Source organism: Stenotrophomonas sp. STEN035 (assembly GCF_056759935.1).
Map to the genome: position 1 here is coordinate 170,839 of NZ_JBRRDY010000001.1, position 14,877 is coordinate 185,715.

The window sequence follows — 14,877 nt, forward strand, 5'->3', positions numbered from 1 at the left end:
AAACGGCTATGTTGTCGTGCTTGTGTCCTGCTTGATCCTCATGGAGGGGAGATGCGTAGATTGCTGGCCTGGACTGCTGCGACGATTGTGGTCATTGCTGTGCTGCCGGCAGCTGCGGTGCGTGCACCGACTGGGCTGCCGTGTACGTCATTGGAAATATGCGTCGGCAGTTTGCAGATGTTGGCGAAGGCCCCGCCACGGACGTCTGAGGCGCGTGCACAGGCAGAGGCGCTGTTTGCGCGCATCAGCACGTTTGCTGGTGCTGATGCGGCACTTGTGCCGCTGTTGGAAAGCGCGGATATCGCCGTTTCCGAGCTGGCTGGCAGGGTGCTGCGGGATGTGCCGCATATAGACCCTGCCTACCTGCCAGAGATCAGGCGCGGGCTTGATCGTGGTCTGGGCTGGCTGGCACCGGCACTTGCTCGGATGGACACGGACGAAGCTGCCGGCGAAGCCGTGCAGCGCTATCTGCGCTCGGACAGTGCGCCGCACAATCAAGAAGCCTATGCCGTTGAGTTGAGTGGCGCGCGGGCCGTGCCTTACATCGTGGAAGCCGCTCGCTGCGAGACAGCCTGCGATGGTCACCTGCATTTTCTGTTGGGAGAAGTGCTGCATCGCATGCCACCATCAGTCCGTGCCGCCGCGGCGCCCCAGCTGCTCTCGATTGCCGTGGCGCCTGATGTAAGCGATCAGGTGGGCTACGGTGCTATTGGAATGATTTCCGAGCTCGGGCTGCCGGCCTTGGGGCTCGAAGCTGAGCTGCTGCAGTTGCGCAGCCGTCGGCCCTCTTTGGCGCCGGCGATCGACAATGCACTTGTCGCTATCGGTTCCAGTGAGGCTGGCGGCATATTCGTGCAGCGCCTTGTCGATCCTGACGCGCTGACGCTGCGAGATGCTGCGCAGGCGGGGCCGGCCGCGGCCGGCGCTGCGGGCAGGGTGATTGCGCTGTTGGATGATGCCGATCCGGAAGTCCGGGTCGCGGCGGCGAGGGCCTTGGGCTTTATCGGCAATGCCGCTGCTGGACCGGCGTTGGCTGGCAAGTTGGATGATCCGATGGACCCGCGGTTGGCATGGACGGCGGCGGACTCGCTGGGGCGGATCAAGGCAGTTGCTGCCCTGCCGGCACTGCAGCGGGCAAGCACGCTGCACTGGTATCTACCGGTCCGACAAGCGGCCACGCTGGCAATCACCAGGATAGGTAACTGCGAACCTTATGTTTCGCGGTTCCACCCAGACAACTTCCCATCCGAGTTCTTCCGCTATATTCAGATCGGTGAAGACGATGGCGTTCCTGTATGTGGTGTGCCGGTTGATGGTGAGCTGGCTGAGAGTAGTGCAACCAAACTACGCGCGCCGACGCATGCTGCAAATCTGAAAGCGCTGGCCTATAACCGAAGCGAGATCGAAATCGCGCCGCCTCCTGAGGGGGACGCTGGAACGGGAAAAATCGTTGAAAAGCGTCGGCTGGTGAAACAGGTTCCGAGTACAGCGTTGCGTGTGCCCGGCGGCTGGTTGCTCGGCAGTGACCGAGGAGAGTGGGGCGGGGAATTGCTCTTCTTCGGTGAGCAGGGTCAGCAACACGAACTGTTGCAGGAAAACGTTGAAGACATCTTCCGCTTCGGTGATGGCTATGTGGCGGTGGTTGGTATTGCTCACCTTGGGGGCAATCGGGGCGCGTTGATCAGCATCGAACAGACCGCGGCTGGCTGGAAGGCTTCGACATGGCGGATTCTTCCAGGGGCACCCATGCGAACGTACCTGACCACCAACGGCGAACTGCTGGTGGCCACTTACAGCGGTGGAACGATCGTGGTCTCCGCCGACGGAAAGATGCGCATGGCGGAGTGCAGGAAGCCGGTGCCGGACAAGTTGTCCGCAAGGTCGCAGGCGCTTGCCAGGCAGGAAGCAGAGGCGGTTGCCGAGGAAGTTGCTGAGGCAGCCATGATGGCGGCAGATGATTGGCCGTAGGAAGAGGTCAAGCAATGACGCCGGCTGGCGCCGGCGTCATGCAAAACCTTCAGATGCAATTTGCAGTGCTCAGCGCACATCAACCCAGACAAGATGGTGGTCGCTGCCGTCGGCGATCTTCGCCTCCGGGTTGTCATTGGCTGGCCAGAACACGCCGCTGCCGATGTAGCTCAGGCCGGTGGACGGCAGCACATAGTCCAGGCGCATGGTGCCCGAGCGCGGGCCGAAGTCGCCGGTCGCGTGCTGAGGTGCGCCGCGGCGGACGATGCCCTTCTCCGCATAGGCAAGACTGGTCTGCTCGGCACCGACGCTGGTCGGGGTCGGGTAGCGCAGCACGCGTGGGTGTTCCAGCAGTTCGAGGATGGCGTCGTGGCGGCCGTCGCCATCGGCCGGATCGTTGTTCAGATCGCCGACGATGACGAAGCGTGCGTCGGCAGCCAAGCCACCGCATGTGCCCTTGTCATCGCACAGCCAAGGCTTGTCGCCGCCATCCAGGTATTCCTTCCACAGCCGCAGTTCGTCGTGGTTGCGGGCGGCGTTGCGCTTTTCCTTGCCATCAAATACGGGCGGGGTGGGGTGCGATGCCAGCACGTGCACCGTGCCCAGCGGGGTGCGTACCGGCACGTCCCAATGCGATTTGGACGACAGTCGCAGCTGTGACCACACCGCATCCGGCCAGAACGATTTGCCGGTAGTCGGCTCGATCGGACGCAGTGCACCGGGCAGGGTGCTCCACTTCAACAGCTGGAACGTACGCACCGCAGCTTCGTCGATCGGGTACTTGGACAGCACCAGCATGCCGTACTGGCCCGGGTGCAGGCCGTAGCCCCAGGCGTCGTTGCCGCGTTCGCGGCCCTTGCCACCTACGGTGCCGTTGTTGTCCAGATCCAGGCCGCTGGGCACGCCGGTGTTGACCGGTGCCAGGTAGCGATATGGGTATTTCAGTGCTTCGCCGCCGCCGGGTTGGGCGACTTCAAGATAGCGTTGCTGGAACAGGTCGGCAGCGCGGTGCGCGTCGTCGAAATCGAATTCGTTGAGCAGGACCAGATCCGGCCGCGTCTGCTGCAGTACAGCAGCGATCTTGCGCGCGTGCGCGCTGTCGCCCTGCAGTTCGCGTATCAGGCCGCCTTCCTCCTCGGAGTACAGGGAGGTGTTGTAGGTTGCCAGCCGTAGCTGGGCAGGCGGGCTGGCGCTACCGCTGGGAGAGGTGGAGCAGGCTGCCAGCAGCAGGGTCATCGGGGCGAGTAGGGTTGAGATGCGCATCTGCCGATTTTCTCACGTCGTCATGACGATGAGGCGAAAAACGAAGCTGCGGAAACACGGACGCCCCGCAAGCGGGGCGTCCACGGATAGCGCTGTTACGTTGCTTAGAACGTGCAGCCCATCGCGCCGAAGCTGGTCTTGGCCTGTTCCAGCGCGGTCTTGCACTGGTTGGCCAGCTCGGTCTTGTCGGTCACGCCTGCCCAGGCGCTACGCGACTGCTCGATGCCCTGCTTCATCATGTCGCGCTGGGCTTCGGGCACCTTGTCGCTGATGCATGCGTAGACCTTTTCCAGGTACTGGTCGCATTCCGGAACGCCGGTGCCGGCCTTGACGGTGTCGGTGGCCGGAGCCGGGGTGACTTCAGCTGCAGCGGCTGCGGGAGCAGCGGCCGGGGTGGCTGCCGGTGCGTCGGTGGCCGGGGTTTCGGCCTTCTTGCAGCCAGCGAGGGCCAGGGTGCCAATTGCAGCCAGAATCAAAAGTTGGGTCTTCACGCATTACTCCTGTTGAATGGATACTTCCTTGCGCCATCACGATGCGCGATGACATTCCTATTTTGCATAAATCCCGGTTAAATATGTATAAAAGCGCGTCACAATTGAGTAGCTTCTCAATCACGGCGGGTCGTTGCGGTTGCTTTGGCTGTCCTGCACCCAGCGCTTGCCGTCGAAATACTCCAGCGGATGGAAGCGTCGCTTGTAATCCATCTTGCGGTGGCCATTGATCCAGTAGCCCAGATACAAGTGCGGCAGGCCGTTGCGTTGGGCCCAGGCGATCTGCTGCAGGATGCCGAAGGTGCCGAGGCTGCGTTTCTCCTGCTCCGGGTCAAAGAAGGTATAGACCGCCGACAGACCGAGGTCGGTGACGTCGGTGACGGCGACGGCCAGCAGTTGCCCGCGTTGGCCGGCCGCGCCGGGCATGCGGATCTCCATGAAGCGACCATGTGACCAGCTGCCGATCAGGAACTGGTCGAACTCGTGCGGGCCGTGCTCGTCCATGCCGCCCTTGGCATGGCGGTGGGACAGGTAGCGTTGATACAGCGCGAACTGCTCGTCAGTGCGCTCGGCGGGCAGAATCCGGCATTGCAGGTCGGCGTTGTGCGCCAGGCAGCGGCGCTGGCTGCGGTCCGGGTTGAAGCGTTCCACCGGAATGCGCACCGGCACGCAGGCGCGGCAGCCTTCGCAGTGCGGGCGGTAGACCAGGTCACCGGAGCGGCGGAAGCCCCAGGTCAGCGCCATCGGGTAAAGCGCGCCCAGGCGCTCGTCCTGGGGGTCCAGCACCAGGTCGCGCGCCTGCCGTTCCGGCCAATAGCCGCAGGGGTGCTCGCCGGTCTGGAACAGGCGCAGTTCTTCGTTGTTTTCGCCGTGGGCTGCCATGCGTACAGCATAGCCGTGGCGCGTCGCAAAACCTGCGCCTGTCTGCGTGATGAATATGGCCGGCACGCAGGTCAACCAAGTCGACAGCTGGTGCGTTGACCGTAGCGAGGACGCAATGCCGCGTCCGCAGTCTCACCACGGAGCCACACCATGACCAAGACCCACCGCAAACCTCTCCTCCTGCTGGCGATGCTGCTGGCCACCTCGGCGACCGGCTTGGTGTTCGCGGCTGCGCCGACCAGCACCGGTCCGGCGCCACAGCGCCTGGATGCCAACAATGATGGCGTGGTTGATCGCCAGGAAGCAGCGGCGCGCCCGCGTCTGGCGCAGCGTTTCGACGAGTTGGACAAGAACAAGGACGGCAAGCTGTCGCGCGAGGAAATGGTGCAGATGCGTCATGACGGGCGTCACGGCGGTGATCGCCACGGCGGGCGTCGCGGTCAGCGCGATGGCGGCTTCATGCGCGGCATGGATACCGACCATGATGGCCGCATCAGCGCCGCCGAGTACCAGGCCAACTTCACCCGTCTGGACGTGAACAAGGATGGCTACATCGATCAGGCTGATCGTCAGGCCCGTGCGGAACAGCGCCGTGCCGAGTGGTTTGCCAAGGCTGATACCAACAAGGATGGCAAGTTGAGCCCGGCCGAACTGGAGGCCGCGCGCAGGGACGGTCACCGCGATCATCGTGGTCCGCGCGGCCCGATGCCGCCGCAGACTCCGGCTGCGAAGTAAGTCCCCGGAAAGGCGCCGATCGACGACACCCCCGCTGGCGACAGCGGGGGTGTTTTGTTGTGGGACTTCAGCGCTGCAGTAGCGCGAACAGCGTCGCTGCAACCGCCAGCAGCGATGCGCTGACCACGGCGCTGCGCCCGAACATGCTGCGGTAGATCCAGGACGGACCCTTGCGGCCATGGCGCGCCGCATCGCGGGCCAGCATCGGCGCCATCACCCTCGGCAGCGTGATCAGATACTGGTAGTTCAGTACGGCCATGCCTATTGCCAGGGTCAACAGACCGCCAAGCAGGCCCATGCGGAACACAACGCCAGCCATGGCGCAGATACAGAACACGAAGGCACTGATGGTGTGCAGGCGCATGAAGCGGCGAACGCGTCGGGTTTCCTCAGGCGTCTCGGCAAAGTGCAGCAGGTAAAGGTTGGACAGATAGGCGGCCACGGTGCCAAACACGACCGCGCCCAGTACCACCCACAGATCGAATGGGTTCGGGAACAAGGCATTTATCGCCGCACCGAGTGTTCCTGCGGCCGCGCCGCTGCCGGCAGTGTTTGCACCAAGGCTGCCGATTCCCAATTTGCCAGCGCCCGCGCCGGCAACGCCTGCACCGCTGGCGATGATCGCCGCACTGGCTGCACCCGGGGCCGCCAGCATCACGGCCGAGCTGATCAGTGCAGTAAACGCTGCACCGGGTGCGGTGCTGCGCGCGAACTCGCCAAAGCGCTTGAGCATCTCTTCGCGCACGCTGGCGCGAGCACGCGAGAGGCGCTTGCGTACGGCCGCATCGCTCAATCCCAGCAGCATGGCGACCTGTTGCGAGCTCTGTCCTTCGCGGTAGTACAGCAGCAGGGCTTCGCGGCTGTCCTCGGGCAGGGCCGAGATGATTTCCTCGGCGACCAGTTCTTCCTCCACCCGCGTCAGGGCATCGACACCATTGGGTGAGGGATCGGCAGCCATGCTGATGGCTATTTCCGCGCCTTCGCCGCTGAGCGGCCGGTTGCGGTTGGCGCGCAGCCAGTCGCGGGCGAGGTTGCGGGTGATCTGCCGCAACCAAGGCAGGAAACTGGAAGCGTTGTTGAGCTGGGTCAGCTGCTGCCAGGCCTTGATGAAGGCTTCCTGGGCAATGTCCTCGCTGGCCTGAACGTCGCGGGTGATGGCCAGGGCAATGGCGGTCACCGTGTTCTGGCAGCCCTGCACGATGCGTCCATAGGACTGCGTGCAACCCTTGCGGGCGGCAGGCAGTTCGTTCTGCAGCATGATTTCCAGCGTTTCGGTGCTCATCGGACAGGCCTTTTCGACGGTACTGCCAAACAGGACGGGCGCCGATGCCCGATGTGACCGACTATTTTTCCGGTGCCGGTGCCGGTGCCGGTGCCGGCTGCGGGGCGTCGGGCTGGGACTGGATGCGGACGCGGAACTCGTCGTCGCTGGGCTGCTGCTGGACCGGCTGTGCCTGTGCGGCGGGGGCAGCGGGAGCGGCGGTCGGCGCAGTGCGATGGCGCATCATGATCACCAGCGCCACGCCGGCGATCACCACCAGCAGGGCGATGCGGATGCGCCACGCCCAGCTGCGGCCATTGCTGGCCTCGGCGGGTGCTTCGCGGAAGGCGTATTCGGCGGTGGGATGGTCGCGGCGGGTGGTATCGAGCAGGCGCTTGTCGCGCAGGATCTCTCGCGCACGTGGCTGGTCATTGGCATGGACCACCCAGACGGCGGGCTGGTTCTCGTTGTTGACCTTGTCGGTATAGCTGAACTGGCCGCGGCGCTTGCTGTGGTACGAGCGGCCGTTGGTGACGCGTACCTCGATGCCGGCATCACGCAGGATCTGCGCCACACCTTCGGCGTTCTCGACGCGCTGGCTGCTGAAAATCTTGCGCATGGTTCAGCCCTTGCTCGCTTCGTTGTCGTCGGGGGTCACGCGGATCAGGCCTTCCTGTGCGGTGCTGGCGACCAGCACGCCATCGCGGGTATAGAACTGGCCACGCGCCAGGCCGCGCGAGTCCTGCGCGCTGGGGCTGTCCAGCGAGTACAGCAGCCAGTCGTCGGCGCGGAACGGGCGGTGGAACCAGATCGCGTGGTCCAGCGAGGCCATCTGCACATGCGGCTGGTAGTAGCTGATGCCGTGCGGGAAGGTGGCCGTGCCGAGCAGATGGAAGTCGGAGGCATAGGCCAGCAGCGCCTGGTGCAGCTCCGGCGCATCGCCGATCTTCTCGTTCAAGCGCAGCCACACCTGGTGATAGGGCGGGCGCTTGGGCGGGTTCAGTTCGTCGCGCGGATAGACGTGGCGGAACTCGAACGGGCCGCCACGCGAAAGCCAGCGCTGCACCTTCACCGGCAAACGCTCCAGCACATCGGCCGGCAGCGGACGGCTCGGCTCGATGTCCTCGGGCTGCGGCACATCCGGCATCTTGTGCTGGTGTTCTGCACCACGCTCGGCCTGCTGGAACGAGGCCGCGCAGAAGAAAATCACTTTGCCGTGCTGGATGGCGGTGACCCGGCGCACCGAGAAGCTGCCGCCGTCACGGGTGCGGTCCACGTCATAGACGATGGGGTGGTCGATATTGCCGGCGCGCAGGAAATAGGCATGCAACGAATGCACGTGGCGGCCGTTCTCGACGGTTGCCTGTGCGGCCGCCAGCGCCTGGCCCAGCACCTGCCCGCCGAACACGTACTTGGTGCCGATATCGCGGCTCTGGCCACGGAACAGGTTGTCCTCCAGCCGCTCCAGCGACAGCAGGTCAATCAGCTCGGATACCACGGGTTCGGGCGTGTTGGACAAGGCGGCGGCCTTCATTTCGACAGGCCGCGATTATAGGCGAGCAGGGGAGGGGGTACGCAGGCAGGCGCTGCTGCCGGTACCGATCCCCAGCCCGGACCGAGCGATGCTCAGTTCTTGCCCAAGCGAGCAGCCAAGGCCTGCAAAGCGCCCTGTGCATCCGGCGAGAACCAGGCCTCGACGAAGCGCTCCAGCTGGATGTGCTCGGCTTGCATGGCCTCGTGCAGGTCGGCGCGGGCGATGGCGCGGGTCTGCAGCATCGGCTGCGCCGGTAGCTTGAGTTGGGCCTGCAGCCAGCCGATGGCGCGTTCGACCACCTGTGGCGCGCCGTCAGCCAGTTCATCGACCAGGCCGATCTCCAGGGCGCGCTCGGCGCTGACCAGCTGGCCGCCGGTCAGCAATACGCCGGCACGGTGGTGGCCAACCACGCGTCGCATCAGGCGCTGGATGCCTTCCGGCGCGACCAGCCCCACCTGGACCTCGTTCAGGCCGATCACATAGGGTTTTGCCGGGTCGGCGCTGCGCGCCATCACCCGGTAATCGCAGCACAGTGCAAGCACGCAGCCGCCAGCCGGCGAGTGGCCAGTCAGCGCGGCTACCACCGGCACGCGGCTTTCGGCCAATACCCGCGCAGCGCCGAAGAAGGCCTGCCAGCTATCCATCAATTTGCGCTTGTCATCGCCGTGCGAGAGCAGGTGCGGTACGTCCATGCCGCCGGTGAAGATGCGCTCGCTGCCGGACAGCACGATGCCGTGCACGTCGTCGGTCATGGCCACGGTGACGGCGGCAATCAGGGCGCGGCACAGTTCGGTATCCAGCGCATTGACTGGCGGCCGCGCCAGGCGCAGTTCACGGATGGGGCCATGGTTGATCACTTCGATGAGCGTGGTCATGCTGCGGGTTCTCGTACGGCAAGGAGTCGTGGCCTGATGATAACCAAACCATTCGTGGGCGTACTGTTGGCCTTGTGTGCGTTCGAGGTCGCAGCTGCAGCACCGGCCTGTGTGACTGTGGAACAGGGATGGGTGCGGTTGACGCCGGCGGCGATGCGGATGGCGGCGGGTTTTGCGCGCATCCGCAACGGCTGCGCCAGCGAGGTGGTTGTCGTCGGTGCGGGCAGCAAGGCCTTTGGCGATGTGTCGCTGCATGAAACCACGGTCACGGAAGGCGTCAGCCGGATGCGTGAGATCGAACGCTTGCCGATTGCTGCCGGGGCGGTTGCCGAGCTGAAGCCCGGCGGTCTGCACTTGATGCTGATGCAGCCGGAAGTACCGCTGGCGGAAGGCGCACAGTTGCCGTTGCGGCTGAGCCTGGAAGATGGAACAAAGGTTGATGGAATACTGCAGGTACGGCGCGAGGCGCCTGCGCGTTGATCAGGCCTCGGTCTGCTTCAGCCACTCGCGCGGCGACATTCCAGTTTTGGCGCTGAACACCCGCGACAGCGCCGAGGCATTGGCGTAACCCAGCTCGTCGGCGAGTGTCTTGATCGGCCGGCCTTGGCGCAGCCGGCGCTGGGCCAAGGCGATGCGCCAATCGGTAAGGTAATCCAGCGGCGTCTGCCCGACGATGTCGCGAAAACTGTTGGCAAATGCGGTGCGCGACATGCCTGCCTGTTCGGCGAGGCTGCTGAGTGTCCAGCTTCCGCCGGGTTGGTCATGCATCGCTGCCAGTGCGCGCGACAAGCGTGGATCCGACAGGCCGGTGATGAAGCCGGCGGGTATCCCGGCTTCCTGCGGATGATCCAGCAGCCAGCGCAGCAGCTGGATGACCACGACTTCGAACAGGCGATCGGTCAGCAGCCGCTGGCCGCAGCGGACGTTGTCGGTCTCGTTGAACAGCAGTTCCAGCGTCATTGCCAGGCCTGGGATGCGTGCCAATGGCAATGCAATCAGCGACGGCAGTCCACGGACCAGCGGATGGGCGATGCCGCCATCGAAATCAAGCCGCGCGCAGGTGAAATCGGCGCCTTCGCGCGGTGGGTTGTGGAAGCGATGGCTGAGCGGGCGCGGATAGAACAGCAGCGTCGGCTCCTCGAAGTGCATCGAGGCTGGTACGTCGCGGCTGCCGGGATGGCTGACCTCGAGCTGGCCGCGCCGCAGTACGTGCAGATAGGCATGGCCTTCGCCCGCATCGAAGCTGGTCAGTCCGCATAGCGGGCCGGAGTGGAACAGCTGGGCCTGGAAGCGAAAGTTCTCCAGGACGCCGGCCAGGCGATCTACGGGCGGGAGACTTCTCATCTGTATCAATTGGTTTGTTTGATGAACTAATCGTATCAAATAGTTCTGATTCGGGCGGGATACTTCTTCCACGGGCTGATGGCCCGGCAAGCATCCCAACCGATCAGGAGATCACCATGTCACGCATCAATCTGGAAACCCGGACCGCCCCCGCCGCCAGCCAGCCGCTGCTGGCGCAGATCCACCAGGCCTTCGGCGCGACGCCGAACATGTTCAAGGCAGTGTCCAATTCCCCGGCCGCCCTGCAGAGCATGTGGGCTGCGTTTGGCGCGCTGGGCAAGGGCAGCCTTGGCAGCAAGCTCGGCGAGCAGATCGCCGTCGCCATCGCCAACCGCAACCGCTGCGAGTACTGCCTGGCCGCGCACACTGTGCTGGGGCAGAAGGCGGGCGCTAGTGCGGCTGAGATGGCATTCGCACAGTTGGGCCAGGCCGAAGACGCGCGTACCGCAGCGGCATTGCGCTTCGCGCTGAAAGTAGTGGAGCAACGTGCGCAGCTGGATGATACCGATGTGGCAGCGCTGCGAAGTGTCGGCTTCGGTGACGAGCAGATCGTCGAGATTCTTGCGCATGTAGCGTTGAATCTGTTCACCAACTACATCAACGTGGCGTTGGATGTGCCGGTGGATTTTCCGAAGGTTGCGTTGAAGTAAGGCCGCTTGTTGGTGCAGTGCCAGCAATGCTTCAACTCGCGGGATGCAAGCCCCTCTCCCGCCTGCGGGAGAGGGGTTGGGGTGAGGGCGCTTTTAGCTCTAAAAGCTCTAAAAGCTCTAAAAGCTCTAAAAGCTCTAAAAGCTCTAAAAGCTCTAAAAGCTCCCCTCATCCGCCCTTCGGGCACCTTCTCCCGCATGCGGGAGAAGGGAGGTTTCAGGCATTTTTACGATCTGCCCGCTTCGCTGCCGCTCAGCTCGAAGCACCCCGCACAGCCTCCGGCAACGGTGCACTCTTGCCGGTCTGCGTATCCATCCAAACCACCACCACATTGCCGTCCGAATACAGCTTGCTGCCGTCGTTCTGGTCAACGATGCGGTGACCAATGGTCACGCTGCTATTGCCTAGGCGCTCGACAAACAACTCGACCACGATGTCGTTCGGCCACACGATCGGCAGGCGGTAGTTGATGTTGGTATTGGCTACGACCGGTGCGATGCGGTCAGTCATCGACACGCCTTCCACGCCCAGCATCCAGCGCACGCGCGCCTCTTCCAGATACGAAACGTACTTGGCGTTGTTGACGTGGCCCATCGAGTCCATGTCACGCCAACGCACGCTGATAGGCACGCGGGCCAGTTGCTTGTGCTCGTTGCTCATTTTGCAGCCTTCTTCTTTGCGGGGGCAGCAGCCTTCTTTGCGGCTGCCTTCTTGACCGGCTTTTCCTTGCGCGGCGGACGCGCATCAGGCTTGTTGGCCACGGCCGCCGGCTGTTCCGGGCGCGCGCTGGTCGAGGGCAGCATCTTGGCCAGGAACTGGCCGGTGTAGGAGTCCGGATGCGCGGCAACGTCTTCCGGTGTGCCGGTGACCAACACTGTACCGCCGCGATGGCCGCCTTCCGGACCAAGATCGACGATCCAGTCGGCAGTCTTGATCACGTCCAGGTTGTGCTCGATCACCACCACCGTGTTGCCCTCGTCGCGCAGCTTGTGCAGCACGCCGAGCAGGGCTTCGATGTCGTGGAAATGCAGGCCGGTGGTCGGCTCGTCGAGGATGTACAGAGTGCGGCCGGTATCGCGGCGCGACAGCTCCTTGGACAGCTTCACGCGCTGTGCTTCACCGCCGGACAGTGTGGTCGCGCTCTGGCCCAGCTTGATGTAACTCAGGCCGACGTCCATCAACGTTTCCAGCTTGCGTGCAATCGACGGCACCGGCTCGAACAGACGCAAGGCATCTTCGACCGTCATCTGCAGCACGTCATTGATGTTGTAGCCCTTGTACAGGATCTCCAGCGTCTCGCGGTTGTAGCGCTTGCCGTGGCAGACGTCGCAAGGCACATACACGTCCGGCAGGAAGTGCATTTCCACCTTGATCAGGCCATCGCCCTGGCAGGCCTCGCAGCGACCGCCTCGCACGTTGAAACTGAAACGGCCCGGCGAGTAACCACGCGCACGCGCCTCCGGTACCTGTGCGTACAGCTCACGCAGCGGCGTGAACAGGCCGGTATAGGTTGCCGGGTTGGAACGCGGGGTGCGGCCAATCGGCGACTGGTCGATGTCGACGACCTTGTCGAACAGGTCCAGGCCTTCGACGCTCTTGTACTTGGCGATGGGGTGCGAAGAACCGTTGATCTCGTTGGCTGCCAGCGAAAACAAGGTGTCGTTGATCAGCGTTGACTTGCCCGAGCCGGACACGCCGGTGACGCAGGTCAGCAGGCCGGACGGAACATCCAGATCCACGTTCTTCAGGTTGTTGCCACTGGCGCCGCGCAGGCGCAGCGTCATCTTCGGATTGGGCTTGTGGCGGCGTGCTGGGATCTCGATGCGACGCTTGCCCGACAGGTACTGGCCAGTCAGTGAGCGCGGTGCGTCGAGCAGGTCCTGCAACTGGCCTTGGCCGACGATTTCACCGCCGTGCACGCCTGCGCCGGGGCCGATATCGACCACGTAATCGGCAAGCCGGATTGCATCTTCGTCATGCTCGACCACGATCACCGTATTGCCCAGATCACGCAGGCGGGTGAGGGTGCCGAGCAGGCGCTCGTTGTCGCGCTGGTGCAGGCCGATGGATGGCTCGTCCAGCACGTACATCACGCCGACCAGGCCGGCGCCGATCTGCGAAGCCAGGCGGATACGCTGCGCTTCGCCGCCGGACAAGGTGTCGGCCTTGCGCTCCAGGGTGAGGTAATCCAGACCGACGTCGACCAGGAAGCCGAGTCGCTCACCGATTTCCTTGACGATCTTGGTGGCAATCTCGCCGCGCCAGCCGGGCAGGCTCAGTTCGCTGAAGAAGCGCTTGGCTTCGTCGATCGGCAGCACCGCGATTTCCGGCAGCGGACGATCGGCGACAAACACATTGCGCGCCGCCTTGTTCAAGCGCGCGCCCTTGCACTCCGGGCACGGCCGCGAGCTGATGTACTTGGCCAGCTCCTCGCGCACCGCCGGCGACTCGGTCTCGCGGTAGCGGCGCTCAAGGTTGGGAATGATGCCTTCGAAGCGGTGCTTGCGCTGGTTGCGGCCGCCGGCTTCGGTGAAATAGGTGAAGGTGATCTGGTCTTCGCCGCTGCCGTACAGCACGGCCTGCTTGACGTTGTCCGGCAGCGACTGCCAGGTGGCGTCCACGTCAAACTTGTAGTGTTTGGCCAGCGAGGCGATCAGCTGGAAGTAATACGCGTTGCGGCGGTCCCAGCCGCGCACAGCACCGGCGGCCAGCGACAGCTCCGGATGCACGACCACACGGTTCGGGTCGAAGAACTCGGCCACGCCCAGGCCATCGCAGCCCGGGCAGGCGCCGACCGGCGAGTTGAACGAGAACAGGCGCGGTTCCAGCTCCGGCAGCGCGTAATCGCAGACCGGGCAGCTGTACTTGGAGGAGAACAGCTGCGGCGTGCTGTCGGCGGCATCCAGGGTCATCACCGTGGCCATGCCATCGCCCAGCTTGAGCGCGGTCTCAAAGCTTTCGGCCAGGCGCTGCTTGATGTCTTCGCGCGGACGGAAACGATCAACCACGGCCTCGATGGTGTGCTTCTGGCGCAGGGTCAGCGCCGGCACTTCATCGATTTCATACAGTTCGCCATCAACGCGCACGCGCACGAAACCCTGCGCGCGCAGCTGGTCGAACAACTGCGCATGTTCGCCCTTGCGATCGCGGATGACCGGCGCCAGCAGCATGTAGCGCTGCTCCGGATCCAGGGTCAGCACCTGGTCGACCATCTGGCTGACGGTCTGCGCTTCCAGCGGGTAGCCGTGGTCCGGGCAGCGCGGGCTGCCGACGCGGGCATAGAGCAGGCGCAGGTAGTCGTAGATCTCGGTGATGGTGCCAACGGTTGAGCGCGGGTTGTGCGAGGTCGACTTCTGCTCGATGGAGATCGCCGGCGACAGGCCTTCGATGTGATCCAGGTCGGGCTTTTCCATCACGCTCAGGAACTGCCGCGCATAGGCCGACAGCGACTCGACATAGCGGCGCTGGCCCTCGGCATAGATGGTGTCGAACGCCAACGAGGACTTGCCCGAGCCGGACAGGCCGGTGATCACGATCAGTTTGTCGCGGGGCAGGTCGAGGTCGATGTTCTTGAGGTTGTGCGTCCGCGCACCGCGGATGCGGATGAAATCCATCGCCATGGGAAATCCGATTTGGACTGCTGCCGGCTGGGCCGGTAGCAGGAGGTGTGGGGGCGTCGCTGACGGCAGTCAATCAGCCTAGCGACCTTGTCATTTGGGGGCAATTGCCAGTTTTGCCAGTGCTGTTTCCCGCCAGTGGGCCGGAGGCTGGCTACGGGGCTGAACCGGGGTTCAGCCCCGGCGCGTCAGCGCAGGGGGCGGGTTGACCCGGGCCCGGTATGGCCGGTAAAATCCCGCTTCTGTCCGCCCTCGATGG

14 protein-coding genes are annotated in these 14,877 nt (G+C 64.2%); 4 read left to right on the top strand and 10 right to left on the bottom strand.

Going from position 1 to position 14,877, the window contains the following annotated elements; all coding sequences use genetic code 11:
* Positions 1-60 precede the first annotated feature (60 nt).
* Positions 61-1,968 carry a HEAT repeat domain-containing protein gene (locus ACVOLL_RS00725; protein ID WP_481511108.1) on the top strand — a complete coding sequence of 636 codons (1,908 nt, stop codon included), beginning with the start codon at positions 61-63 and terminating at the stop codon, positions 1,966-1,968.
* A 69-nt stretch (positions 1,969-2,037) separates the two neighbouring features.
* On the opposite strand, the gene ACVOLL_RS00730 is transcribed toward ACVOLL_RS00725, so the two are convergent.
* From ACVOLL_RS00730 to ACVOLL_RS00740, 3 genes are all read right to left on the bottom strand, one after another.
* Complete coding sequence (locus ACVOLL_RS00730) at positions 2,038-3,231, bottom strand: endonuclease/exonuclease/phosphatase family protein (protein WP_481511109.1); 1,194 nt, start codon at positions 3,229-3,231, stop codon at positions 2,038-2,040.
* 104 nt (positions 3,232-3,335) lie between these two features.
* The gene (locus ACVOLL_RS00735) at positions 3,336-3,722 is read right to left on the bottom strand and encodes a hypothetical protein (protein WP_481511110.1); all 387 of its coding nucleotides are present in this window, start codon (positions 3,720-3,722) and stop codon (positions 3,336-3,338) included.
* Between the two features lie 120 nt (positions 3,723-3,842).
* On the bottom strand, positions 3,843-4,604 hold the full coding sequence (locus ACVOLL_RS00740; protein WP_481511111.1) for an arginyltransferase: 762 nt from the start codon (positions 4,602-4,604) through the stop codon (positions 3,843-3,845).
* A gap of 150 nt (positions 4,605-4,754) precedes the next feature.
* Between ACVOLL_RS00740 and ACVOLL_RS00745 the strand changes: the two genes are divergently transcribed.
* Positions 4,755-5,339: an EF-hand domain-containing protein gene (locus ACVOLL_RS00745; RefSeq protein WP_481511112.1), complete on the top strand. Its 585-nt coding sequence runs from the start codon at positions 4,755-4,757 to the stop codon at positions 5,337-5,339.
* A 67-nt stretch (positions 5,340-5,406) separates the two neighbouring features.
* On the opposite strand, the gene ACVOLL_RS00750 is transcribed toward ACVOLL_RS00745, so the two are convergent.
* The 4 genes from ACVOLL_RS00750 to ACVOLL_RS00765 form a co-directional block, all read right to left on the bottom strand.
* Positions 5,407-6,621, bottom strand: coding sequence for an RNA polymerase sigma factor (locus tag ACVOLL_RS00750; protein WP_481511113.1), 1,215 nt, complete (start codon positions 6,619-6,621; stop codon positions 5,407-5,409).
* A gap of 61 nt (positions 6,622-6,682) precedes the next feature.
* Complete coding sequence (locus ACVOLL_RS00755; RefSeq protein WP_481511114.1) at positions 6,683-7,219, bottom strand: pathogenicity-like protein; 537 nt, start codon at positions 7,217-7,219, stop codon at positions 6,683-6,685.
* Between the two features lie 3 nt (positions 7,220-7,222).
* The gene (gene tesB, locus ACVOLL_RS00760; RefSeq protein WP_481511115.1) at positions 7,223-8,134 is read right to left on the bottom strand and encodes an acyl-CoA thioesterase II; all 912 of its coding nucleotides are present in this window, start codon (positions 8,132-8,134) and stop codon (positions 7,223-7,225) included.
* Positions 8,135-8,226: 92 nt separating this feature from the next.
* Entirely contained in the window at positions 8,227-9,009 is a 783-nt protein-coding gene (locus ACVOLL_RS00765) for an enoyl-CoA hydratase/isomerase family protein (protein ID WP_481511116.1), read from the bottom strand.
* Between the two features lie 36 nt (positions 9,010-9,045).
* Between ACVOLL_RS00765 and ACVOLL_RS00770 the strand changes: the two genes are divergently transcribed.
* Complete coding sequence (locus tag ACVOLL_RS00770; protein ID WP_481511117.1) at positions 9,046-9,489, top strand: copper chaperone PCu(A)C; 444 nt, start codon at positions 9,046-9,048, stop codon at positions 9,487-9,489.
* On the opposite strand, the gene ACVOLL_RS00775 is transcribed toward ACVOLL_RS00770, so the two are convergent.
* On the bottom strand, positions 9,490-10,353 hold the full coding sequence (locus tag ACVOLL_RS00775) for an AraC family transcriptional regulator (RefSeq protein WP_481511118.1): 864 nt from the start codon (positions 10,351-10,353) through the stop codon (positions 9,490-9,492).
* 116 nt (positions 10,354-10,469) lie between these two features.
* On the opposite strand from ACVOLL_RS00775, the gene ACVOLL_RS00780 reads away from it, so the two are divergent.
* The gene (locus ACVOLL_RS00780; RefSeq protein WP_481511119.1) at positions 10,470-11,003 is read left to right on the top strand and encodes a carboxymuconolactone decarboxylase family protein; all 534 of its coding nucleotides are present in this window, start codon (positions 10,470-10,472) and stop codon (positions 11,001-11,003) included.
* Positions 11,004-11,253: 250 nt separating this feature from the next.
* On the opposite strand, the gene ACVOLL_RS00785 is transcribed toward ACVOLL_RS00780, so the two are convergent.
* Positions 11,254-11,661: an acyl-CoA thioesterase gene (locus ACVOLL_RS00785; RefSeq protein WP_481511120.1), complete on the bottom strand. Its 408-nt coding sequence runs from the start codon at positions 11,659-11,661 to the stop codon at positions 11,254-11,256.
* Positions 11,658-14,621, bottom strand: a complete 2,964-nt coding sequence (uvrA, locus tag ACVOLL_RS00790) for an excinuclease ABC subunit UvrA (protein ID WP_481511121.1) — start codon at positions 14,619-14,621, stop codon at positions 11,658-11,660. The genes ACVOLL_RS00785 and uvrA overlap by 4 nt, the downstream gene beginning before the upstream one ends.
* Between the last annotated feature and the right edge of the window lie 256 nt (positions 14,622-14,877).